The sequence below is a fragment of the Dactylosporangium sp. CA-092794 genome (assembly GCF_050948465.1).
In the GTDB taxonomy this organism is placed as follows: Bacteria; Actinomycetota; Actinomycetes; order Mycobacteriales; family Micromonosporaceae; genus Dactylosporangium.
This window is the reverse complement of sequence record NZ_CP192044.1, coordinates 4,672,861-4,696,432: the sequence shown is the minus strand read 5'-3', so window position 1 is coordinate 4,696,432 and position 23,572 is coordinate 4,672,861. Positions and strand designations below refer to the sequence as shown.

Here is a 23,572-nt window from a genome sequence, read left to right as displayed (position 1 = left end):
CCCGGTAGCTGTTGTGCCGGCCGCGTTTGACCACGCGGGGGTAGCTGCGGTGGCGGCGTGGTGGGTTGAGGTGCCGGCGGTCGGTGATGTCGGCGTGGACCCTGGCGAGCAGTTGTGGCTGGTGCTCAGGGGGAAAATGCCGCCGGGTCGTCGATCCGGCGGCGCACGATCCGTACCGTGCGCAGGAACTTGACCCGGTCGGGGTCGATACCGGCCTCGGTCGCGGCGTGGCAGATCAGGGCGCTGATCGCGTAATGGGTCAGCAGGTAGCCGTAGATCTCCTGGACGACCAGGTCCGGGCTTTTCGAGCGCAGCACCCGGCCCGGTCCGCGCAGATGGGTCTTGAGCTGGTCGTTACCGGTCTCGTGCTCCCACCGGTCGTGGTAGGCCGCGGCCAGTTGCGTCGCGGCGGCGGCGGCCGGGTCGACGATCGTGGTGATCAGCCGGATCACCTCCGCGCCGGGCTCGCGGTCGCTGGAGCCGCGGTCAGGGACGGTGTACTCCACCACCCGCACCACCACCGCCTCATCCGGGTCCAGGCCGGCCCCCGCCGCGGCCGCGGCCTGCAGATCCCGACGGCGGAACCGGCTCTGGATCTTCGGGTTGATCAGCACCGACCGGTACGACCCGTCCGGCAACTCCCGCAGCACCGGCAGCAGCAGACCGGACTTGACCCGCCACAGCAACTGCGTCCCGCCCCGCCGGGCGGCGTTCCAATTGGCCAGGCTGTAGAAGTTCCGGTCAGCCAGCAACAGCCAGCCGCCGCCCAGCCCGGTCAGCAACCCCCGGGCCACGGTCAGCTCACCCTGACCCGCCCGCCCCACCCCCGCGGCGACCACCGCATGCGACCCGCACTCCGACACCGTCACCACCCGCACCTTCGACAACGCCGCCCCACCCGACCCGAACCCGAACCGGGCAGCGTTCTCCTCGCTGTCCGGCGCGTCCCACTCGAACCCGTCAATCGCCATCAACCGCCACGGCCCGAGCCACGCACCCCGCGTCAACTCCGACGCCACCGGCACCGCCACCCGATCGAACAACTCCACCACCGGCGCCGACCCCAACCGCTGCCGCGCCTGCGTCAACCCACCCGACGTCGGCACCGACCACGCACCATCCCAACACCCCCACTCCAGCAACGTCTCCGCCAACCGGGCCGCGACCTCCTCATAGTCCTCATCAGCAAACAACGCCAACGCCATCACGAAATACACCACCACATGCGGCGGCAACTTCCCACCCGAACGCCGCGCCGCACGACCCGTCACCGCCACCACCTCATCCACCACATCCCGCGGCACCGACGACGCCAGCACGCCCAACGAAATCCAGTCCGTCAACAACCCCCGCACCAACCGCTGCACCATCCGCGGAAACTAACCCGCCCACGCCACAACCCAACCACCAACACACCACCACCCAAAGATCAACTTAAGCTAAGTGGCATTGACCTATGGGTACATAGACACTCCACGATCATGAAAAACTCGGCGAACGCCGCCCGAGACAGCGTGATCGCGGAGACTTATGGGTGCGGCGGCCCCGGCAGGGCTGCCGACATCCGGACGGGGCGCGTCAGGCGGCATCGCGTCGGGTCGATCGGCGTTGCCTTGCCGGGCCGGGCGAAGTGCGGGGCGGCGGCGGACATGCGCGGCCAACGACGCTGCCGAACACCGAAGGCCAGCAAGGCTGCCGATCGCCGACGAGGAGCCGCGATCCCGAACCCCAAGGAGCAGCGACGAAGCCGAGCGCCATAGGAGCAGCGACGAAGCCGAGCGCCATAGGAGCAGCGGCGATGCCGAGCGCAAGGGCAGCGACGGTCACAAACACAAAGGGCAGCGACGGTCACGAACGCCCAACGGCAGCGGCGGTCCCGAACGTGAGGGCAGCGGCGCGGCGAAGGCGCGCGGCAGCGGCGGTCCCCGACGCCGAAGGGTGGTAGCGGGCGAAGGTGGGCTAAAGGGTGGGGCGGGTGGCCTCGATGGCGGCGATGAAGGCCTTCGCGCGGGCCTCGTAGTTGTCGTAGCGGCCGTAGCTCGGGGCGGCCGGCGACAGCAGGACGACGCCGCCGGGCGGGACCAGCGTGCGGGAGCGGAGGACGGCGTCGGGCAGGTCCTCGGCGACCACGCGGCGGACGGTGGGCAGGTCGCCAACGACGTCGAGGATGTGTTCGCCGCTGTCGGGGACGGCGATCAGCGTGATGTCCACCGCCTTGTCCCGCAGGTAGTCGCGCAGCGGGGTGTAGTCGATGCCGCGGTCCTGGCCGCCGACGATCACGGCCAAGGGGCGGCCGGCGTAGGCCTCGATGGCGTAGATCGTGGTCTGGGGGGCCGTCGAGAGCGAGTCGTTCACGAACTCCACGCCCGACGGGTCGGGGATCGGGGTGAGGCGGTGCGGCAGCGGGGTGTACGTGCGCAGGGCGGCCTCGATCACGGAACGCTCCCCCGCGACGTCGACGCCGGCCGCCTCCAGCGCGGCCAGGGCGACGCACAGGTTGCCGGCATTGTGGGTACCCCGGAGCGGAAAAGCGTCGCGGGGGAAGAGCCGCTCGCCGGCGCGGACGACCCAGCCGTCCTCGATGTGGAACGAGTTGCCGGTGGCGGCGGGCACGAGGGGCAGGCCGGGGCGGGCGGCCAGCTCCGCCGAGAGGACCGGGTCGGTGGCGTTGTAGACGACCGACTCCGGGCCGTGGGCGGCGATGTTGAGCTTGTGGGCGTAGTACTGCGACGGTAGCCCGTCGCGGGTCCAGTCCAGGTGCTCCTCGAAGAGGGACGTGAGGACCGCGACGCGCGGGGAGTCCCGCAGGTCGGCGCACTGGTACATGGACAGCTCGAGCACGTAGCGCTCGGCCGGGGGCAGCGAGAGCACCGCGATGCCGATGTTGCCGCCGAGCTCGTTCGGGCGGCCGGTCGCGGTGAGCAGGTGCGAGATCAGGGTGGTGGTGGTGCTCTTGCCCTTGCTGCCGGTCACGCCGATCGTCTGCTTGGCGTGGTCGGCCATCCACAGGGCGGTACCCCCGGTGATGGAGACTCCGCGAGCACGCAGGCGCTGAATCCAGGGGTTGGACTCGCCCACGCCCGGGGACCGCACGAGGATCTCGACGCCGTCGAGGGCGGGGCCCATCGCCTCGCCCTCGTAGAGCGGGGCGAGCTCGGCCAGCCGGCCCTCCCACGTGGTGGCCAGGTAGGTGGTCTTGTCCTGCACGACGACCAGGGAGGCCGGGCCGGCGGCGGCGATCGCCTCGATCGCGGCGACGCCCTCGCGGCCCGTGCCCCAGACGGCGACCCGCCGCCCGGCCAGCTCCGACAGATGCATGAGTCGGTACTTTATCCGCGGCGCCCGGACGCCGCCTTCCGGTAGTCGCTGTTCAGTCTCCCGATCAGGGTGAGCGGGATGCCCTTGGGGCAGACCGAGGTGCACTCGCCGGTGTTGGTGCAGCCGCCGAAGCCCGCCGCGTCGTGGGCGGCGACCATGTTCAGCACCCGCGTGTCGCGCTCCGGCTGGCCCTGCGGCAGCAGGCCGAGGTGGCCGACCTTCGCGGCGGTGAACAGCATCGCCGAGCCGTTCGGGCAGGCGGCCACGCACGCGCCGCAGCCGATGCAGGTGGCGGCCTCGAAGGCCGCGTCCGCGTCCGCCTTGGGTACCGGGGTGGCGTGCGCGTCCGGCGCGGCGCCCGTGGGGGCGGTGATGTAGCCGCCGGCCTGGATGATCGAGTCGAAGGCGCGGCGGTCCACGACGAGGTCGCGCACGACCGGGAACGCGGCCGAGCGCCACGGCTCGACGTCGATCGTCTCGCCGTCGGAGAAGTGGCGCATGTGCAGCTGGCAGGTGGTGGTGGCCTTGAGCGGGCCGTGTGCCACGCCGTTGATCATCATGCCGCACATGCCGCAGATGCCCTCGCGGCAGTCGTGGTCGAACGCGATCGGCTCGTCGCCGGCGAGGATGAGCCGCTCGTTGAGCACGTCGAGCATCTCGAGGAACGAGGCGTCGGGTGAGACGTCCTTGACCTCGTAGGTCACCATCCGGCCCCGCTCGGACGGGCCGGCCTGGCGCCAGGCGCGCAGCTTGATGTCCATCTACTTGTAGCTCCGCTGGGTCGGGTGGACGTATTCGAACTCGAGGGCTTCCTTGTGCAGGACCGGCGGCTCGCCGGTACCGGCGAACTCCCAGGCCGCGACGTAGGAGAACCGGTCGTCGTGGCGCAGCGCCTCGCCGTCGGGGGTCTGGCTCTCGGCCCGGAAGTGCCCGCCGCAGGACTCGGCGCGGTGCAGGGCGTCGACGCACATGAGCTCGGCGAGCTCGAAGAAGTCGGCGACCCGCCCGGCCCGCTCCAGGTTCTGGTTGAGCCGCTCGCCGGTGCCGGGCACCTTGACCCGGGTCCAGAACTCCTCGCGCAGCGCCCGGATGAGGGAGATGGCCTTGGTCAGGCCCTCCTCGGTGCGCTCCATGCCGCAGTACTCCCACATGATGTGCCCGAGCTCGCGGTGGAACGAGTCGACGGTCCGGTCCCCGTTCACGGCCAGCAGCTTGGCGATGCGCTCCTCGACCGACGCCCGCGCCGCCACGACCGCGGGATCGTCGCGGGAGACGGCGGCGAACGGCCCGGCGGCCAGGTAGTCGTTGATGGTGTTGGGCAGCACGAAGTACCCGTCGGCGAGGCCCTGCATGAGCGCGGACGCGCCGAGCCGGTTGGCGCCGTGGTCGGAGAAGTTGGCCTCGCCGATCACGAACAGGCCGGGGATGTTCGACTGCAGGTCGTAGTCGACCCACAGGCCGCCCATCGTGTAGTGCACGGCCGGGTAGATGCGCATCGGGGTGACGTACGGGTCGTCGCCGGTGATCCGCTCGTACATCTCGAACAGGTTGCCGTACTTGGCCTCGACCGCCGGGCGGCCCAGCCGGGCGATCGCGTCGGCGAAGTCGAGGTAGACGCCCAGGCCGCCGGGGCCGACGCCGCGGCCCTCGTCGCAGACGTTCTTGGCGGCGCGGGAGGCGATGTCCCGCGGTACCAGATTGCCGAACGACGGATAGATCCGCTCGAGGTAGTAGTCCCGCTCGTCCTCGGGGATGTCGGCCGGGGCGCGGTGGTCGCCGGCCCGCGCCGGCACCCACACCCGGCCGTCGTTGCGCAGCGACTCGCTCATCAGCGTGAGCTTGCTCTGGTGCGTGCCGGACTCGGGGATGCAGGTCGGGTGGATCTGCGTGTAGCAGGGGTTGGCGAACAGCGCACCCTGCCGGTGCGCCCGCCACGACGCGGTGACGTTGCAGCCCTTGGCGTTGGTGGACAGGAAGAACACGTTGCCGTAGCCGCCCGAGGCGAGCACCACGGCGTCGGCGAAGTCGCATGTGATCTCGCCGGTGACGAGGTCGCGCACCACGATGCCGCGGGCCCGGCCGTCCACGATGATGAGCTCGAGCATCTCGTGGCGGGCGTTCATCTCCACGTTGCCGGCGGCGATCTGCCGTTCGAGGGCCTGGTAGGCGCCGAGCAGCAGCTGCTGGCCCGTCTGCCCGCGGGCGTAGAAGGTGCGCGACACCTGCGTGCCGCCGAACGAGCGGTTGTCCAGCAGGCCGCCGTACTCCCGGGCGAACGGCACGCCCTGCGCCACACACTGGTCGATGATGTTCACCGACACCTGGGCGAGGCGGTAGACGTTGGACTCGCGGGCGCGGAAGTCCCCGCCCTTCACCGTGTCGTAGAAGAGGCGGTACACCGAGTCGCCGTCGTTGCGGTAGTTCTTGGCGGCGTTGATGCCGCCCTGCGCCGCGATCGAGTGGGCGCGGCGGGGGCTGTCCTGGTAGCAGTACGACCGGACCTTGTAGCCGGCCTCGGCGAGCGTCGCGGCCGCGGAGCCGCCGGCCAGGCCGGTGCCGACCACGATGATGGTCAGCTTGCGCTTGTTGGCCGGGTTCACCAGCTTGGCCGAGAACTGCCGCCGCTCCCAGCGGGTCTCGACGGGGCCGTCGGGGGCGGCGCCGTCCGCGACGGGGTCGCCTTCGATCCACAACGTCATGTCACTGCACCAATCCGGTGATCACGGCGAACGGCACGGAGAGGTAGCCGACGACCACCACCAGCGACAGGACGAGGGCCACCGCGCGGGCGGCGCGCTCGCCGCGCGGGGACTGCTGGCCGAGGGTACGCAGCGCGGAGAAGATCCCGTGCCGCAGGTGGAGGCCGACGGCCACGATGGCCAAGGCGTAGAAGAGCGTCACGTACCAGCGCGACGGCGCGAAGTCGGCGACGACGTTGGCGTAGGGGTGCTGCTTGTCGGCGACCGGGTTCAGCGTGCCGGTGGTCAGGTCGAGGATGTGGAAGACGACGAACAGCACGATGATCACGCCGCCCCAGCGCATGGTGCGGGCCGCGTAGCTGCCCTGCACCTTGGGCCGGTGCGCGTAGCGGACCGGGCGGGCCCGCCGGGCGCGGCGGGCCAGGACGGCGGCGGCGAAGATGTGCGCGAGCACCGCGACGGTGAGCCCGGTGCGCTGGAGCCAGAGGAACCCGGTGCGCGGCAGCAGCGGCGCGCCGAGGTCGCGCAGCCAGTGTCCATAGTGGTCGAACGCCGTCGCCCCGACGAAGATCTTCAGGTTGCCGGCCATGTGCGCGAGCAGGAACAGCACCAGCAGCATGCCGCTCACCGCCATGAGGATCTTCAGGGCTACCGAAGACGTTTTGTTGCGGATCGCGGGATGAGTCCGTTCTGCCGTCATTACCGCCACCCGGCCGACGCTAGGGCGGGGCCTCGCGATTCGTCCAATGCATGATGTGCGCACCGCTGATAGCCGTAGGCTATGACGGTGCAGCTGCAACAGCTTCGATACTTCGTAACTGCCGCCGAACTGCGACATTTCACGCGGGCGGCCGAGCGGCTCGGTGTGAGCCAGCCGACACTGAGTAAACAAATTCACACCCTGGAGGCCACGCTCGGCGCCCCGCTGTTCGACCGTTCCCGCGGCACCGTCGTGCTCACCACCGCGGGCGAGACGCTGCTGCCCCTCGCCCGGCGGGTGGTCGCCGACGCCGACATCGCGCGGGACGCCGTCCAGGAGGTGGTCGGCCTGCGCCGCGGACGGGTGCGGCTGGGCGCGACGCCGAGTCTGTGCACCTCGTTGGTACCGCTGGTGCTGCGCGAATTCCACGCCCTGCACCCGGACATCGAGCTGCACGTCGACGAGGGCGGCTCCCAGGACCTCGTCGCCCGGCTCGTCGGGCACGAGCTCGACCTGGCCCTGGTCGTGGAGCCGGCCCGCGGCAGCGACCCGGCCCTGGAGACGGTGCCGGTGCTGCGCGAGAGCCTGGTGGTCGCCTCGGTGGCGCCGCTGTCGGAGCGCATCGTCCTCGCCGAGCTGCGCGACACCCCGCTGGTGATGTTCCGCACGGGGTACGACCTGCGCGACACCACGCTCGAGGCGTGCCGCCGGGCCGGTTTCGTGCCCCGCTACGCCGTCGAGGGCGGCGAGATGGACGCGGTGCTCGCCTTCGTCGAGGCGGGCCTGGGCGTCGCGCTGGTGCCGAGCATGGCCCTGGCCAACCGCCCGCTGCTGCACAGCGCCCCGCTGGTGGCCCCCGGCGTGCACCGCACCATCGCCCTGGCCCAGCGCCGCGGATCGGTCCTGCCGCACGCCGCCGAGGCGATGCGCGCGACCCTGATCGACCGGGTGGCGCGCGGCCCGCTGCCCGTCGGCGTCCAACCGTTGTGACCGGCCGCGCGCGAATCGCCGCCACCGGCGATACTTTTCGATCGTGGAGACCGCACGAAGTGAACGCACCCGTCACTGGCTGGCCGCTCACGACCTGAGCACGGACGACGACCCGGAGGACGCCGCCCGGGAGCTGATGCCTCTGATCCGCGCCGACGAGGAGCTCGCGCCGGCCGACAAGCTGGAGCTCGGCCTGGGCCTGCTCGAGCTGCTCAACACCTACTGGGTGCTCGTCGAGCTGCGCTGGTTCGTCAACGCCGCCGGGGACGAGGCGCTGTGGGACACGCACTGGCAGGCGATCCGCGAGCACCTGGAGCGGCCGGCGCCGAGCGAGGCCGTGCTGCGCTCGCTGTGGTCGGACTGGTTCGAGGACATCACCACGGTCGAGCGCGCCTTCACCGAGGTGCTCGCCCGCGACACCGAGGCCCTGTCCGGCGCCGAGGAGCCGCTGCTGCGCCGGGCGGCGGCGGTGCTGCGAATCAGCGGGCCGGTGCCGTGGCCGCTGAAGTACCCGGTGTACACCGCCGCGGCCGACGTTGAACGGCTGCGCCCGGCCGTGTTCAGCGGCGTGCTGTACAGCTACCACGACGTCTACGGCTCGCTGGAGATCGACCCGGCCCTTGAGCTGCTCGATCGCCTCGGCCTGCCGGACGACACCGAGCACCTGGCCGACCTGCGGGCCGCGCTCGAGGAGGGCTACACCAACCACCACCGGCCCGCGACGACGCCGCCTGGGTGATCTCTCAGCGAGCGTCCGGTATGTTCGCCTGCGGCGGGTGGGCCGCAGGCGAGGAGGACGGGCGTTGCAGATCTGGGAAGCGATCGTGCTGGGCGTCGTGGAGGGCGTCACCGAGTTCCTCCCCGTGTCGTCGACGGGTCACCTGACCATCACCGAGAAGCTGATGGGCATCCCGATCGACGACAAGGGGGTCACGGCGTTCACCGCCGTCATCCAGGTCGGCGCGATCCTCGCCGCGGTGATCTACTTCCGCAACGACATCATCCGGTTCGTCACCGGCTTCGTCCGTGGCCTGCGCAGCGCACAGGGCCGCCAGCACGAGGACTGGCGGATGGCGGTCAACGTCATCATCGGCTCGGTGCCGATCGCCATCATCGGCCTGGTGTTCAAGGACCTCATCGAGGGCGCGCTGCGCAGCCTGTGGTTCGTGGCCGGCGCCCTGGTGATCTGGAGCCTGGTCATGGTCCTCGCCGAGTACCTGGGCCGGCAGAAACGCGGCGAGGCCGACGTGACCTGGAAGGACGCGCTGGTCATCGGCCTGGCGCAGTGCATCGCGCTGGTGCCGGGCGTGTCCCGCTCCGGCGCCACGATCAGCGCCGGCCTCATGCGCCACCTCGACCGGGTCACCGCGACCCGCCTGTCCTTCTTCCTGGGCATCCCGGCGCTCGCCGCGGCCGGCGCGCTGGAGGGCGTGCAGCGGGCCGGCGAGATCGGCGCGACGGTCGGCTGGGTGCCCACGGCGGTCGGCACGGTGATCAGCTTCATCGTGGCGTACGTCAGCATCGCCTGGTTGCTACGCTTCGTCGCCGGCCACTCGATCGCCGCGTTCGTCTACTACCGCGCCGCCCTCGGCGGCGTCCTGGTGGCGCTGCTGTGGGCCAGCGTGATCGCGGCCACCTGACGCCCTCCACACCTCGGCGGCGACCAGCGGAACGATGCCGACCGGATACCACCACACATCGGTCCAGTCGAAGGCCCTGCCGAGCATCAACCGCAACACGATGCTGTACTCCGAAAGCGTCCGCGGCACGCTCGTGAGCTGCAGCGCCTCGACAGCCCAGCAGAACCCCAGCGCCCACGCGCCGGCCACCAGCGGCGGGATGCGCGGCCGTAGGAACACCACGGCCGCGTAGACCGCCGACGCGTACAGCGCGGTGCCGGAGTCCTGCTGCAGCGCCCCGGTGTTGTCCAGCCGTCCCCCGAAGACGGCCCGGATCCCGAACGCCACCCCGAGGCTCACGCCGGCCACGACCACCGCGCTCGCGCGCCTGCCCATTCAGCAGGGCCGGTTTCCGGCGTTGGTGCTGCCCCAGATGCGGTACTCCCCGCCGCCCGGCTGGGTCAGCGAGTAGGTCACGTCCCAGCGGGTGCAGGTCTCCGACTCGCGCCCCTTGGGCCCCTTGCCGGCCACCTGGTGGCTGCGGAACGTGACCCGGGCCTGCAGCGCTCCCTTGCCGGTACCGTCGGGCCCGAGGGACAGCAGCAGAATGTCGTCGTCGGTGCTGGTGCTGATACCGTCGCTGAACCGCTTGACCGCGCTCGGGTCCCCTTGGTTGATCGACCCGCCCGGGTCCATGACGGCAAGCGCCGCACTGGCGTTACGCGCGTTGACCGCCGAAAAGTACTTGTCGAACACCGCCGCCACGGCCGGCGCCTGCACCGGATCGAGGCTGGGGTCGAGCCGGACGCTGCCGACCGCGCCCGGCAACGTGGGCGGCCCTTGCGTGGTGACCGCCGGCTGGGGCTGCGTCGGGGTCGGCGTGGGCTCCCCCGTCGACCCGCTCGTCGCCCCCGCGCTGGCCGGCCCATCGGTGGGCCCGGCGGTCGGCGCGGCAGTGCCACCGGGCAGCCACCGGTCACGCAGCACGAACGCGACCGTGCCCGCGGCGAGCAGCAACACGACAGCCACCACGGCCGGAAAGATCCACAGCTGCCGCCGCTGCTGCTGGCCCGCCTCGATGACCTGCACGCCCGGCTCGGGCTGCCACGGCTGCTGAACCCCCGACGGACCGACCGGCTGGTTGAGCCCCGGATTCACCGGCGGCGCGGAAACCTGACCTTGCGGCCACGCCTGAGGCTGGCCGGCACCCGGCCATTGACCCGCGGCCGGCTCCGGCCATTGCGTCGGGTGGCCCGGCGCGGCCGACTCGGGCCATTGGGACGGCACGCCGGTCGTGGGCGACACCCCCGCGGCCGGCCACTGCGTCGGGCCGCCGGCCGCCGGCGGCGGCTCCGTGGCCGGCCACTGCGCCGGCGCGCCGGTTGTGGGCGGCGCTGGAGCCCACAGTTCTTGGCCGGGGTTGCCGCCCGGTCCGGCACTTATCGGATTTATCCCTTGTGCCGGACTTATCGCCCGTGCCGGATCCGGCTGGCCGAGCGGCGGTGCCTGGGGCGCGTCCGAACCGGCGATCGGCCAGGCGACGCCACCGCTCGGTGCGGGGCTGGGGTTCTGCGCCCATCCGGCGTCGGCGGGGCCGGCACCGTATGCGGGCGCGGGCATGTTGCCGGCGGCCGACGACGGCGACCACGAGCCGAACTCGTCTGCGGGCGCGGAGGCGGGCCAGGCCACGGGCGGGTCGGCAGGCAGCGTCCCCGGCCCGGTTCCGAACCCAGGTCCCGGCTCCAGCGGCGCCCGGACCGCACCGCAGCCCGCACAGGCCCCACCGTCACCGGTGTTGCTCGTGCCGCAAACCCCACATTGCCACATGCCCCAGACCGAACCGTACATCGATTGCGGATGCCATCGGCGCAACGCCCGACATCGTCCACCGTTCGTGCCGGGCGTTCCTCGATCGACAGTAGCGCCCCCGCGCACCCCGGAACCGCCGATCGCCATGCCGGGGCGGAACGGTGCGGATGTCGCACCCGCCGGGCACAACCGCCGATCCGCGCGGCCGGCCCGGACGTATGTCTCCGTGATCATGATGCTCACGGCGGCCGCACACCGGGTTTGCCATGATCCCGGAGACTTGTGGTACACGGGGGTACATCAGCACTCCGCGATCATGAAAAACCGTTGGTGTCGATGCCGGTTGCGCATGATCACGGAGACTTCCGGCCGCTGCGCGGAGCACGGCGACCGCGGGCCGAAGACCGAACGCCCGGAAACGGTTACGGTAACGCCGCCGAGACCCTGGCGCCCCTCACCGTTACGGTATGGCCGCCAAGGCCGAACGCCCGGAGCAGTTACGGTCGGGCCGCCAAGGCCGAACGCCCGGAACGGTTCCGGCAGGGCCGCCAAGACCCTGACGCCCTCACGGTAACGGTATGGCCGCGAGGACGTCGGCAAGGGACCGTTGGGCGGCCGACGGGAGGACCAGGTCCGCGGCGGCGAACCGTTCCGGGCCGGCGTAGGCGTTCGGCACGGCAATGCAGCGCAGGCCCGCCGCCTTGGCCGCGGCTACGCCGTGCGGGGTGTCCTCGAAGGCCACCGCCCGGCCGGGCGCCACCCCGAGGCGGCGCAGGGCCAGCAGGTAGACGCCCGGGTCCGGCTTGTGGCCGGGCACCTCGTCGCCGAACGCCCGGACCGCGAACCGATCCAGGTCGCCGGAGCGGACCAAATGGCCCTCGACCCACGAGCGCGGCGAGCTGCTGGCCACCGCCACCGGCAGGCCCAGCACGCCCGCCTCGTCGAGCCACTCGCGGATGCCGGGCGCGAGGCCGAGCCGGGCGTGCAGGGCGTCGCGGTGCGCGATCCGGCGGGCGTGGCTGGCCACCCGGTCGTAATTCGGTCCGACCGCGGCGGCCAAGTCGGCATACCGTTGCTCGGTCACGTCGCCGCCGTGGTCGGCGAAGAACCTGGTCTCGTCCAGTCGCAGGCCGTGGTGCCGCCACTCGGCGCGCCAGCACTCCAGCAACGTGCTCTCGGTGTCCATGAGCAGACCGTCGAAGTCGAACACGAGCGCGTCGATGCCGCTGGCCATGGCCGCGACGCTACGTGCCCGCCCGCAACCGGACCGCCGCGTCCGGAAACCTTATGACCACCATCACGTCCAGTAACCGACGGGCACGCTGGCCGGACCGGCGATTCCCGAGGACGGCTCGCATCCAGTACGGTGCGTGCGTGATTCACGGGGAAAACCCGGAGCGGCCGCCGGTTCCGGTCGCAGCGGACCAAAAGGAGCCGGCTTCCGCCGAACCGCTCCCCGCCACAACCGCAGCACCGACCGCTCCGCAGGAATGGTCCGACCAACGACCAGCCTGGACCGAACCGCTCCCGGCCGCAGCCCCAACCCAGACCGCTCCGCCGGAATGGTCCGACCAACCATCGGCCCCGACCGGACCGTTTCTGGCTGCGCCGCCGACCACGGCCGCGCCGGCTGTGGTGCCGGGCGCCGCGCTCACCGCCGACGGGCCGGCCGTTGCCCTCGTATCGGCGCCGCCGGCGACCGTTGGCGAAGCGACCACGCCCTCCGGCGTAGTGATTCCGCAGCAGCGCGGGCCGGAAATGTTCGCGCCGCCGCAGTCCCCGGCAGTGCCCCACTTCGCGCCGCCCGGTGCTATCCCCTCGACGGCGCCGACCGGACCGTTGACGCCCGGGTCCGCCGGTCCCGCAGGGCTTGGCGGCCAAGGGCCAGGAGCGACCGGGTTCGGCGCGCCGGTGATGGCTGCGCCCTACTGGCCGAGGACGCCGATGGGGCCTGGAGCACCCGCGGCGCCGATGGGTCCCGGGGCGCCAATGGGTCCCGGAGCACCTGGAGCGCCGATCGGGCCTGGGGCGCACGGAGCGCTGATGGGACCCGGAACGCCGATCGGGCCCGGGGCGCCCGGAGCGCTGATGGGGCCCGGAGCGCCCGCGGCGCTGATGGGACCCGGAGCGCCCGGAGCGCCGATCGGGCCTGGGGCGCCCGGAGCGCCGATCGGGCCCGGAGCGCCGCGGGCGCGGCGTCGACCGTTGCTCGTCGGTGGGGTCGTCGTCGCGGCCGTGCTGGTGCTCGCGCTGCTCGTGTGGATCGCGTCGGCGGGGACGGGCGGACCGGCAACGCTCACCGCGAACGGGCATCCGCTGCCCGGGCGGTCCGGAGCGAGCGGCGCCGCGGCGGCGCCGAGCAAGGGCGAGCCGACCGTTTCGGACCAGATCCTCGGCGTGTTGACCCAGCAGTCGCAGGCGCTGCTGGCCGGGAACCACGACGGCTACCTCGCGGCGGCCGGGGGCGGGCTGCAGGACGGGTTCAACCGGCGATTCGGTTCGCTGCGCGCGCTGGGCGTGCAGAGCTGGACGCCGACGCTGGTGGACAAGCCGGCGCAGAACGCCGACGGTACCTGGTCCGTGCTGGTCCGCTGGGACTACTGCTTCGGCAAGGGTTGCACGCAGCTGTTCCCGCAGGTGGTCCAGACCTCGTGGACCATTACCGGGGGCAAGGCGTCGATCGCGAAGTACGAGCAAACCTCGGAACCCTGGGATGCCTCCTCGCTGCAGGCGGTCACCGGGCGGCGGGTCATCGTCGCCGGCTCCGGGGCCAACGCGAGCAAGCTGCAGCGCGTGCTGACCAAGGCCGACCAGGCCGCCGACATCGCCGATCGGTATGCGCACTGGGACCCGCCGCCGAAGTGGTACATCGTGTACGTCGCCGGCGAGGGCGAGTGGAAGTCGTGGTGGGACAACGGTGACATCGGGGCGTCCTACGACGGATACTCGGCCGGGCCGCGCGGCATCGTCATGCAGGCGAGCGACGCCGGCCAGAGCTGGCTGCTGAGCCTGCTGTCGCACGAGTTCGGCCACGTGGTGACCGTCGGCGAGGACTACGGCGGCATCGACGACTGGTGGCTGGTCGAGGGCATCGCCGACTACATCTCCGACCGGGACGGCAGCACGCTGCGGGGGCGGCTGCCCGACGTGCGGCACTTCGTCAAGCACGGCTGGGACGGTTCGATCACGATGGGGCCGCCGCCGCAGAGCGCGTCCAATGAGGAGATCGACGCGCGGTACGGGATCGCGCTGATCTCGGTGAGCTGCCTGGCGAAGAAGTTCGGCGAGCCGAAGATGCTCGACTTCTTCGGTGAGGTGGTGCGCAAGAACGCGTCGCTGGAGTCGGCCTCGACCGGTGTGCTGGGCCAGGAGTGGGCCGGCGTGGCGTCCTACTGCGCGGGTCAGGTCCGCAACGCCTGATCGACCGCGGTCACGGGACCACGGCCGGCACGCCCATCACGGCACCACGGCCGGCACGCCCATCACGGCACCACGGCCGGCACGCCCATCACGGCACCACGGCCGGCACGCCCATCACGGCACCACGGCCGGCACGCCCATCACGGCACCACGGCCGGCACGCCCATCACGGCACCACGGCCGGCACGCCCATCACGGCACCACGGCCGGCACGCCCATCACGGCACCACGGCCGGCACGCCCATCACGGCACCACGGCCGGCACGCCCATCACGGCACCACGGCCGGCACGCCCATCACGGCACCAGGGCCGGCGCCCGTCACGGCACCAGGGCCGGCACGCCCTCGGCGAAGGTGTAGGCCTCCTCCAGGTGCGGGTAGCCGGACAGGATGAACTCGGAGATGCCCACCGCCCGGTACTCGGCGATCCGGGCGGCCACCTCCGCGTGGCTGCCGACCAGGGCGGTGCCGGCGCCGCCGCGGACCAGACCGATACCGGCCCAGAGGTTCGGCGCGACGACCAGTCGGTCGCGGTCGCCGCCGTGCAGGTCGAGCATCCGGCGCTGGCCCTCCGAGTCCAGGGCGCGCAGGCTGGCCTGGCGTTGGCGTACCGTTTCGTCGTCCAGGCCGGCGATGAGCCGCTCGGCGTCGTCCCAGGCGCGGTCGGCGGTGTCGCGGGTGATCACGTGCAGCCGGATGCCGAACCGCAGTGAACGGCCCTGGGTCTCCGCCTCGACGCGCACCTTGGCGATCTTCTCGGCCACCTGCTCGACCGGCTCGCCCCAGGTGAGGTACACGTCGGCGTGCCGGGCGGCCAGCCGTACCGCGGCGGGCGAGGAACCGCCCAGATAAACGGTCGGGATGGTCTCGGGCGGCTCGCGCAGCAGGCCGCCCTCGACGGTGTAGTGCGCACCGGAATGGTCGAACGGTTCGCCGCGCCAGGCGGACCGAATCACGTCGAGGAACTCGCCGGCCCGCTCGTAGCGGGCGTCGTGGTCCAGCGGGTCGCCGTAGCCGCGCTGCTCCGCCGCGCTGGAGCCGATGACGACGTTGAGCAGCAGCCGGCCGGACGACAGCCGCTGGAAGGTGGCGGCCATCTGCGCGGCGAGGACCGGGGCGATGAGCCCGGGCCGGAAGGCGACGAGGAACTTGAGCCGCCGGGTCTGGGCGATGAGGGCGGCCGTGGTGAGCCAGGCGTCCTCGCAGTGCACGCCGGTGGGCGTGAGCACGCCCGCATAGCCGAGCCGGTCGGCGGCACGGGCGATCTCGCCGAGGTACTCCAGGGTCGGCGGGCGGTGCGTGGCCGAGCGCGGGAGCGTGGCCACGTCCTGGCCGCCGATGATGCCGCCGTGGCTGCCCGGGCCGACCGCCCGGTCGTCGCCGCCGGTCGGCAGGAACCAGTGGAAGACCGGGTCAGTCATGGTCCAGGCCCAGGTGCCCGCGCAGCGTGGTGGTCGTGTATTCGGTGCGCAGCACGCCGCGCTCCTGCAGCAGCGGCACGACGGTGTCGACGAACTCGTCGAGGCCGCCGGGGACGATGTGCGGCACGAGGATGAACCCGTCCGCGGCGTCGTTCTGGACGAGCTCGTCAATGGTCGCGGCGACCGATGCCGGGGTGCCGACAAAGGTCTGCCGGCCGGTGACCTCGATGATCAGGTCGCGGATGCCGAGACCCTTCTCGGCGGCCAGGGCGCGCCATTGGTTCGCGGTGGCGACCGGGTCGTCGTACATCCGGGCGCGGCCCTTGATGATGGAGTCCGCCTCGGGGACCGGGTCGAACGGCGGCAGCGGTCCCTCCGGGTCGAAGTCGCTGAGGTCCTTGTTCCACAGCTGTTCCAGCAGCAGGATCGCGGTCTGCGGGCTGACCTGCTGGCGGCGGACGTGGTGGGCCTTTTCGCGGGCCTCGTCCTCGGTGTCGCCGAGCACGAAGGTGGCCGCCGGCAGGATCTTCAATTGGTCCGGGGTACGACCGAACTTCGCCATGCGGCCCTTGACGTCGGCGTAGAAGGCCTTGCCGTCCTGGAGGGTGCCGTGCCGGGAGAAGATGGCGTCGGCGTCCGCGGCGGCGAAGTCGCGGCCCGGGCCGGAGTCGCCGGCCTGGATGATCAGCGGCCGGCCCTGCGGGCTGCGTGGCACGCCGAAGGCGCCGGCGATGTCGACGTGCCGTCCCTTGTGGACGAACGCGCCCGGGTTCGCGGTGCGGGTGAAGACGCCGGTCACCGCGTCGGCGACGACCTCGTCGGCGGGCCAGGTCTGCCACAGCTCCCGGGCGGTCCGCAGGACCTCGGCGGCGCGGCTGTAGCGGTCGGCGCGGTCGAGGTAGCCGCCGCGGCGGAAGTTCTCGCCGGTGAACGCGTCGGACGAGGTGACGACGTTCCACCCGGCCCGGCCGCCGGAGAGGTGGTCGAGGGTGGCGAGCCGGCGGGCCAGGTCCAGCGGCTCGTTGAAGGTCGCGTTGACCGTCGCGGTGAGCCCGAGGTGGGTGGTCACCGCGGCGAGCCCGGCGAGGACGGTGAGGGAGTCGGGGCGGCCGACCACGTCGAGGTCGTGGATGCGGCCGCGCTGCTCGCGCAGGCGCAGGCCCTCGGCGAGGAAGAAGAAGTCGAACTTGCCGCGCTCGGCGGTCTGGGCCAGGCGCACGAACGAGTCGAACGCGATCTGGCTGCCCGACGCCGGGTCGCTCCACACCGTGGTGTTGTTCACGCCCGGGAAGTGGGCGGCGAGGATCACCTGCCTGGTCATGCGCCCACCGCCGCGTAACGGTTCGCCGGGCGGGACAGGCCGAGGTGGCCGCGCAGGGTGTCGGCGGTGTATTCGGTCCGGAACAGGCCGCGCTCGCGCAGCGCCGGCACCAGACCGTCCACGATGGACTCCAGGTCGGCCGGGAGCACGCCGGGGCGCAGCCGGAAGCCGTCCAGCCCGGCGGCCTGCCAGGACTGCAAAAGGTCGGCCAGGTCGCCGGGGGCGCCCTCGAACACGTGGGCGTCGCTGGCGGGGAGCTCGCCTTCCGGTCGTACCCCCAAATAGACGACAAGGTCGGCGAAGATCTTCAGCGGGCGGTCGGTGAGCCCGCGCACCTCCGCCGCGATCGCCCGCGCCGATTCGGCGTCGGCCGGGGTGACGAAGACGACGTCGGCGTTGGCGGCGGCGAACTCGTAGGGCAACCGGGAGTGCGCGAGCGCGGCGACGAGCGGCTGGCCCTGCGGCGGGCGCGGCGTGATCGACGGGCCCCTGACGCTGAAGTGGCGGCCGGCGAAGTCGATGTAGTGCAGCCGGTCGCGGTCGATGAACCGGCCGGTGGCCACGTCGCGGATCTCGGCGTCGTCCGCCCAGCTGTCCCAGAGCCGGCGCACGACCTCGACGTGGTCTGCCGCCTCCTGGAAAAGGTCCGGAATGGTCCGGTCGACCTCGGGGGCGGCCTGGACCCGCCAGCCGGCGCGGCCGTGGCTGAGGTAGTCGAGCGTGGCGAGCTGGGTGGAGACGTGGAACGGTTCGGTGTGGGTGGCGACCACGGTCGGGACGAGCCCGATGCGGGAGGTCAGCGGGGCGACCCGGGCGGCGATCAGCAGCGCGTCGAGGCGGCCGCGGACCAGGTCCGTGCGGTCGTCGTCGGGCGCCGCATCGGGTGCCGGTGCGGAGCGGTCCTCGATGGTGACGAAGTCCAGCTTGCCGCGCTCGGCGAGCCGGACCAGATCCGCCCAGTAGCCGGCGCTGAACAGCTCGCCGGGCCGGGCACCGGGCTGCCGCCAGGCGGCCGGATGCCAGCCGGCGCCGTCGAGCGCCACGGCCAGGTGCAGTGGTTCGGTCATGCGTTGTTCCTCCGCGGTCCGGAGCCCTGAAGCCGACTAATCCTACGTGCAAGCTATGAATTACGCCAGTGTTTCGTGACGCAGACCTCGGTTCGTTGACACCCGGCGTGCGGCGCTGCTCCACTGGCGAAGACGTACACCCGTTGATCCAGATACGTCATTCCTCGTCTTCGCGTCCATTTTGGGGACTCTCCATGCGCAGATTTCTTGCCGGTCTCGCCGTGGCCGGCTTACTCCTCGCCGGCTGCCAGGGCACGCCGGACGATGCCGGCGCCGCGGCCGGCGCGCCCGTCCAGGGCGGCAAGCTCACCTGGGGCATCGAGACCGAACCGGTCACCTTCAACCCGCACCAGTACGCCCAGGCCAAGGCCCGCCTGCTGGTCTGGAACAGCTTCGAGGCGCTGCTCACCCACGACGACAAGGGCGGCTACGTGCCCTGGCTGGCGAAGTCCTACGAGGTCTCCGCCGACGGCCTGACCTACACCTTCAAGCTCCGCGACGACGTGACATTCTCCGACGGCGAGAAGTTCGACGCCGCCGCGGTCAAGGCGAACCTCGACCAGCTGCAGGTCCCCGGATACGCCCCCTCGGTGCTGTCCACCCAGCTGAAGAACTACAAGGACGCCACCGCCGTGGACCCGGCCACGATCGAGGTCCACCTCAAGCAGCCCGACGTGCTCATCCTGGACTTCTTCGCCTCGCCGCAGGGCGCGCAGATCGCCCCGAACTCGTTCAAGAGCCCCAACCTGAAGGCCGGCGGACCGGATGTGTTCGGCACCGGACCGTTCATCCTGGACCGCTACACCAAGGGCCAGGAGGTGCACTACAAGCGCAACCCGAACTACAACTGGGCGCCGGCCAACGCCGGGCACCAGGGTGCGGCCTACCTGGACGAGATAACGTACCGTTTCCTCAAGGAGTCGTCGGTGCGCGTCGGCGCGCTGACGTCCGGCCAGGTCGACGTGGTCGAGGGCGTGCCGGCGACCGAGCAGGAGCTGGTCAAGGCCGACTCGAACCTGACCTTCAGCAGGTCGCTGAACAGCGGCACCGCCTACAGCTACTACTTCAACGAGACCAAAGCGCCGTTCGACGACATCCGGGTGCGCAAGGCGTTCCGCGACGCGGTCGACCTCGACGCGGTGCTGCAGGGCGTCTACCGCGGTACCGCCACCCGGGCCTGGAGCATCCTCAGCCCGTCCGGACCGTTCTACGACGCCTCGCTGGAGAAGAGCTACGGCAACAACCCGGCCGAGGCGAACTCGCTGCTCGACCAGGCGGGCTGGTCCACAAAGGACGCCGACGGGTTCCGGACCCGCGACGGCCAGCGGCTCACGGTCCGCATCGTGCTCTCCGCGCCGTTCGTGCGCGACAAGCGCGACATCCTGGCCCAGGCTATCCAGGCCGCGGTCAAGCAGTCGGCCGGCATCGACCTGCAGGTGAAGATCGTCGACCAGGGCACCGCGACCGACGCGCTGAACAAGAACGAGTTCGAGATCTTCGACAACTCGCGGGCCGACACCGACGCCGGCGCGGCGCTGACCCTGATCCTGCCCAAGGGCGCGCCGATCAACCGGCACGGCTACAACTCCCCCGAGATCGACCAGCTCGTCGCCCAGTCCAGCGCCACGACCGACACCGCCAAGCGCAAGGAGATCTACCTCAAGCTGCAGCAGCTGACCGTCACCGACAACGTGACGCTGCTGCCGCTGTACGCGCCGGCGGACCAGATCGCGGCGCAGAAGAAGGTCGGCGGGCTCGGGTTCGAGCCGACGGCCGGGGTGCCGGGCAGCGCCTACAACGTCTGGATCGGCAAGTAGCGATGCTCAGGCCGATCCTGCGGCGGCTGGCAAGTGCGGCGGTGGTCCTCTGGGCCGCCGCCACCGCCGCGTACCTGGCGCTGCGGCTGGCGCCCGGCGACACCGTCGACACGCTGGTCGGCAACGGTCCGGACACCCCGACGATCCGCGCGCAGATCGCCGCGGACCTCGGTCTGGACCGGCCGGCCGTGGTCCAGTACCTCGACTACCTGGCCCGGCTGGCGCACGGCGACCTCGGCCGCTCCTACCTGCTGCAGCGGCCGGTCGCCGACATCATCGGCAGCCAGATCCTGCCGACCGTGAAACTGACCCTGCTGGCCAGCCTCTTCAGCATCGTCATCGCGGTCGGCCTGGCGGTGCTCACCAGCGGCCGGCCGCGCTGGCTGCGGGGGCTGATCTCGGTGCTGGAGCTGTCGGTCATCTCCGCGCCCAGCTTCCTCATCGGCATCCTGCTGCTGAGCCTGTTCTCGTTCCGGCTCGGCTGGTTCCCGGTCTCCGGCGACCGCGACGCCGCGGCGCTGGTGCTGCCCGCGCTCTCGCTCGCCCTGCCGATCGGCGCGCTGCTGAGCCAGGTGATCCGGGAAGGTCTCGAACGGGCGCTCGAGGAGCCCTTCGCGGTGACCGCCCGCGCCCGCGGCCTCACCCGCTTCGCGCTGGTGTGGCGGCACGCGCTGCGCCACGCGCTGCTGCCCGCGGTCACGCTCGGCGGCACGCTCATCGGCTTCATGCTCAGCGCCGCCGTGGTCGTCGAGCAGGTGTTCGGCCGGCCCGGGCTGGGTCAGGTCGCCACCGAAGCGGTCAGCAGCAAGGACATCCCGGTCGTGCTGGCCGTGGTGATGCTGGCCGCCGGGATCTACGTGGTCCTGAGCACGCTGGCCGACCTGGCGTACCTCATCATCGACCCGCGGTTGCGGAAGGGCTGACCACAGTGGACATCTCGCTGCCCGTTCCGTCCACAGCGGACGTCAGGGCCGGCCGGCGCGTGCCGGCGCTCGTCGTGCCCGCGGCGTTCCTCGTGCTCGTCGCGGTCGCGGTGCTCGCGCCCCGGCTGCTGACCGGCACCGACCCGCTCGCCGCCGATCCGCTCACCGCGCTGCAGGCGCCCAGCGGCGCGCACTGGTTCGGCACCGACCAGCTCGGCCGGGACGTGTTCACCCGGGTCGTCTACGGCGCCCGGTACTCGCTGAGCATCGGCCTGGCCGCCACGGGGCTGTCGGTCGTGGCCGGCGCCCTGGTCGGGCTCGTCGCCGGCCTGTCGCCGCGCGCCGTGGACGAGGTGCTCAGCCGCGCGCTGGACGTGTTGTCGGCTTTCCCGGAGGTACTCCTGGCGCTGCTGTTCATCGCCTTCACCGAGCCCGGCACGCCCAGCCTGATCCTGGCGATCGCGCTCGCCTTCGCGCCGCGCTACGGCCGCATCGTGCGCGCGCAGACCCTGCTGGTCCGCCGGGCCGGCTACGTCGAGCAGGCCAGAACATTCGGCCTGTCCGGCGCCCGGCTCGCGGTGCGGCACATCCTGCCCAACGTGCTCGGGCCGCTGCCGATCCTGGCCACCATCGGCCTGGGCAGCGCGATCGTCAACGCGGCCTCGCTGTCCTTCCTCGGCATGGGCCCGCAGCCGCCGTCGCCGGAATGGGGCGCGATGCTGGCCGAGAGCCGCAGCTACCTGCGGGTCGCGTGGTGGTCGGCGATCCTGCCCGGGCTGGCGCTGACCGCCACCGTCGTCTCGCTCACCGCCGTCGGCCGCCGGCTGCAGGCCCGCTTCGAAGGCAGGCACTGATGTCCACAGTGGACCCGTTGGTCGCGGTCACCGACCTGCACGTGTCCTTCCCCGGCGGCGTGCACGCGGTGCGCGGGATCAGCTTCACCGTCGCGCCCGGCGAGTGCGTGGCCATCGTCGGCGAGTCCGGGTCGGGCAAGAGCGTGACCGCGCGGACGCTCGTCGGGCTGGCCGGCGACACGGCAACGGTCCGCCACGGCGGCCTTTCGGTCGCCGGGCGCGACACCACCGGCTACTCCGACCGGGACTGGCAGCGGCTGCGCGGGCGCCTGGTGGGCCTCGTCCTGCAGGACGCCCTGGTCTCGCTCGACCCGCTCAACACGGTCGGCCGGGAGATCGGCGAGGCGCTGCGCACCCACCGCATCGGCACGGCCGGCGAGCGGCCGGCCCGGATCGCCGCGCTGCTGGAATCGGTCACCGTGCCGCCGGACCGGGCCGGGTCGTATCCGCACGAGCTGTCCGGCGGGCTGCGCCAGCGCGCGCTCATCGCCTCGGCCATCGCCGCCGACCCGCCGCTGCTGATCGCCGACGAGCCGACCACCGCCCTGGACGTGACCGTGCAGGCGCAGCTGCTGCGGCTGCTGGCCAAGCGCCGCGCCGAGGGCCACGCGCTGCTGCTCGTCAGCCACGACCTGGCCGTCGTCGCGGGCATCGCCGACCGGGTCCTGGTCATGCGCGACGGGCGGATCGTGGAGCAGGGGCCGACCGAGCGGGTGCTGCGCGCGCCGGAGGACGAGTACACCCGGCTGCTGCTCGCCGCCGTGCCGACCGCCGAGTCCCGCGGCGTGCGGCTCTCCTCGGCCACCCGGGAGCCGCTGCCGCCGCGCCCCGAGCCCGGCGCGGAGGTGCTCTCCGCCGAGGGGATCCACCACCGATTCGGTGCGCGGACCGCGGTCGAGGACGTGACCTTCGCGCTGCGCCGTGGCGAGACGCTCGGCATCGTCGGCGAGTCCGGCTCGGGCAAGACCACGGTCGCCCGCATCGCGCTGGGCCTGCTCGACCCGACCGCCGGAACGGTCCGGCTGGACGGCGAGCCGTGGAGCGGCATCCCGGAGCGGCGCCGCCGGTCCCGCCGCCGCCGGCTGCAGGTCATCTCCCAGGACCCGCTGAGCTCGTTCGACCCGCGGTACACCGTGGAGGACATCGTCGGCGAACCGCTCGACGAGCGCGGCCGGACCCGCCGCGACCGGGTGGTCGAGCTGCTGGAGCGGGTCGGTCTCGGCGCGGACCATTTGCGGCGGCGGCCGCGCGCCCTGTCCGGCGGGCAGCGGCAGCGGGTCACGATCGCCCGGGCCATCGGTCCGCGCCCCGACGTGCTGGTCTGCGACGAGCCAGTGTCGGCGCTGGACGTGTCGATCCAGGCGCAGGTGCTCGACCTGCTGTGCGACCTGCAGGCCGCGGACGGCACCGCGCTGCTGTTCATCTCGCACGACCTGGGCGTCGTGCACCACCTGGCGGACCGGGTGCTGGTCATGCAGGGCGGCCGGGTCGTGGAGGACGGGCCGGTGAACGCGGTGTTCAACACGCCGGCGCACGAGTACACGCAGCGGTTGCTGGCCGCGCTGCCGTCCCTGGACCTTTCCGGCGCCCCCGCCGGCGACCACGCGTGAGGCC

19 protein-coding genes are annotated in these 23,572 nt (G+C 72.2%); 8 read left to right on the top strand and 11 right to left on the bottom strand.

Annotation, left to right across the window (positions count from 1 at the left end):
* Positions 1-125: 125 nt before the first annotated feature.
* The 5 genes from ACQPXD_RS20265 to ACQPXD_RS20245 all read right to left on the bottom strand — a co-directional run bounded on the left by ACQPXD_RS20265 (position 126) and on the right by ACQPXD_RS20245 (position 6,717).
* Positions 126-1,370, bottom strand: a complete 1,245-nt coding sequence (locus ACQPXD_RS20265; protein ID WP_432840707.1) for an IS4 family transposase — start codon at positions 1,368-1,370, stop codon at positions 126-128.
* A 589-nt stretch (positions 1,371-1,959) separates the two neighbouring features.
* Complete coding sequence (gene murD, locus ACQPXD_RS20260) at positions 1,960-3,318, bottom strand: UDP-N-acetylmuramoyl-L-alanine--D-glutamate ligase (RefSeq protein ID WP_432840705.1); 1,359 nt, start codon at positions 3,316-3,318, stop codon at positions 1,960-1,962.
* An 11-nt stretch (positions 3,319-3,329) separates the two neighbouring features.
* Positions 3,330-4,079: a succinate dehydrogenase/fumarate reductase iron-sulfur subunit gene (locus ACQPXD_RS20255; RefSeq protein ID WP_432840703.1), complete on the bottom strand. Its 750-nt coding sequence runs from the start codon at positions 4,077-4,079 to the stop codon at positions 3,330-3,332.
* Positions 4,080-6,017, bottom strand: a complete 1,938-nt coding sequence (locus tag ACQPXD_RS20250; protein WP_432840701.1) for a fumarate reductase/succinate dehydrogenase flavoprotein subunit — start codon at positions 6,015-6,017, stop codon at positions 4,080-4,082.
* Between the two features lies 1 nt (position 6,018).
* Positions 6,019-6,717, bottom strand: coding sequence for a succinate dehydrogenase cytochrome b subunit (locus ACQPXD_RS20245; protein ID WP_432840699.1), 699 nt, complete (start codon positions 6,715-6,717; stop codon positions 6,019-6,021).
* Positions 6,718-6,798: 81 nt separating this feature from the next.
* On the opposite strand from ACQPXD_RS20245, the gene ACQPXD_RS20240 reads away from it, so the two are divergent.
* From ACQPXD_RS20240 to ACQPXD_RS20230, 3 genes are all read left to right on the top strand, one after another.
* Positions 6,799-7,707: a LysR family transcriptional regulator gene (locus tag ACQPXD_RS20240; RefSeq protein ID WP_432840697.1), complete on the top strand. Its 909-nt coding sequence runs from the start codon at positions 6,799-6,801 to the stop codon at positions 7,705-7,707.
* A 43-nt stretch (positions 7,708-7,750) separates the two neighbouring features.
* Entirely contained in the window at positions 7,751-8,446 is a 696-nt protein-coding gene (locus tag ACQPXD_RS20235; RefSeq protein ID WP_432840695.1) for a hypothetical protein, read from the top strand.
* A gap of 64 nt (positions 8,447-8,510) precedes the next feature.
* Complete coding sequence (locus ACQPXD_RS20230) at positions 8,511-9,347, top strand: undecaprenyl-diphosphate phosphatase (protein WP_432840693.1); 837 nt, start codon at positions 8,511-8,513, stop codon at positions 9,345-9,347.
* Here the strand turns inward: ACQPXD_RS20230 and ACQPXD_RS20225 are convergent.
* The 3 genes from ACQPXD_RS20225 to ACQPXD_RS20215 form a co-directional block, all read right to left on the bottom strand.
* Entirely contained in the window at positions 9,240-9,722 is a 483-nt protein-coding gene (locus ACQPXD_RS20225; protein WP_432840691.1) for a DUF2809 domain-containing protein, read from the bottom strand. The genes ACQPXD_RS20230 and ACQPXD_RS20225 overlap by 108 nt on opposite strands.
* Positions 9,723-10,484, bottom strand: a complete 762-nt coding sequence (locus tag ACQPXD_RS20220; protein ID WP_432840689.1) for a hypothetical protein — start codon at positions 10,482-10,484, stop codon at positions 9,723-9,725.
* A gap of 1,216 nt (positions 10,485-11,700) precedes the next feature.
* A complete protein-coding gene (locus tag ACQPXD_RS20215; protein WP_432840687.1) occupies positions 11,701-12,369 on the bottom strand; it encodes an HAD family hydrolase in 669 nt (222 codons plus the stop codon).
* Between the two features lie 971 nt (positions 12,370-13,340).
* Between ACQPXD_RS20215 and ACQPXD_RS20210 the strand changes: the two genes are divergently transcribed.
* Positions 13,341-14,555 (top strand): hypothetical protein, encoded by a 1,215-nt coding sequence (locus tag ACQPXD_RS20210; RefSeq protein WP_432840685.1) that lies wholly within the window; start codon positions 13,341-13,343, stop codon positions 14,553-14,555.
* 320 nt (positions 14,556-14,875) lie between these two features.
* Here the strand turns inward: ACQPXD_RS20210 and ACQPXD_RS20205 are convergent, their stop codons facing one another.
* From ACQPXD_RS20205 to ACQPXD_RS20195, 3 genes are read right to left on the bottom strand one after another with little or no spacing between them, the layout of a single operon-like run.
* Positions 14,876-15,976 carry an LLM class flavin-dependent oxidoreductase gene (locus tag ACQPXD_RS20205; protein ID WP_432840683.1) on the bottom strand — a complete coding sequence of 367 codons (1,101 nt, stop codon included), beginning with the start codon at positions 15,974-15,976 and terminating at the stop codon, positions 14,876-14,878.
* Positions 15,969-17,297, bottom strand: a complete 1,329-nt coding sequence (locus ACQPXD_RS20200) for an NtaA/DmoA family FMN-dependent monooxygenase (RefSeq protein ID WP_432840681.1) — start codon at positions 17,295-17,297, stop codon at positions 15,969-15,971. The genes ACQPXD_RS20205 and ACQPXD_RS20200 overlap by 8 nt, the downstream gene beginning before the upstream one ends.
* Positions 17,294-18,364 carry an LLM class flavin-dependent oxidoreductase gene (locus tag ACQPXD_RS20195; RefSeq protein WP_432840679.1) on the bottom strand — a complete coding sequence of 357 codons (1,071 nt, stop codon included), beginning with the start codon at positions 18,362-18,364 and terminating at the stop codon, positions 17,294-17,296. The genes ACQPXD_RS20200 and ACQPXD_RS20195 overlap by 4 nt, the downstream gene beginning before the upstream one ends.
* Positions 18,365-18,558: 194 nt before the next feature.
* On the opposite strand from ACQPXD_RS20195, the gene ACQPXD_RS20190 reads away from it, so the two are divergent.
* Genes ACQPXD_RS20190 through ACQPXD_RS20175 form a run of 4 tightly spaced genes read left to right on the top strand, consistent with a single transcriptional unit; the run spans position 18,559 to position 23,568 of the window.
* The gene (locus tag ACQPXD_RS20190; RefSeq protein WP_432840677.1) at positions 18,559-20,181 is read left to right on the top strand and encodes an ABC transporter substrate-binding protein; all 1,623 of its coding nucleotides are present in this window, start codon (positions 18,559-18,561) and stop codon (positions 20,179-20,181) included.
* Between the two features lie 2 nt (positions 20,182-20,183).
* Positions 20,184-21,104, top strand: coding sequence for an ABC transporter permease (locus ACQPXD_RS20185; RefSeq protein WP_432840675.1), 921 nt, complete (start codon positions 20,184-20,186; stop codon positions 21,102-21,104).
* Between the two features lie 5 nt (positions 21,105-21,109).
* On the top strand, positions 21,110-21,958 hold the full coding sequence (locus ACQPXD_RS20180) for an ABC transporter permease (RefSeq protein ID WP_432840673.1): 849 nt from the start codon (positions 21,110-21,112) through the stop codon (positions 21,956-21,958).
* Positions 21,958-23,568 carry a dipeptide ABC transporter ATP-binding protein gene (locus ACQPXD_RS20175; protein ID WP_432840671.1) on the top strand — a complete coding sequence of 537 codons (1,611 nt, stop codon included), beginning with the start codon at positions 21,958-21,960 and terminating at the stop codon, positions 23,566-23,568. The genes ACQPXD_RS20180 and ACQPXD_RS20175 overlap by 1 nt, the downstream gene beginning before the upstream one ends.
* The last annotated feature ends 4 nt before the right edge of the window (positions 23,569-23,572 follow it).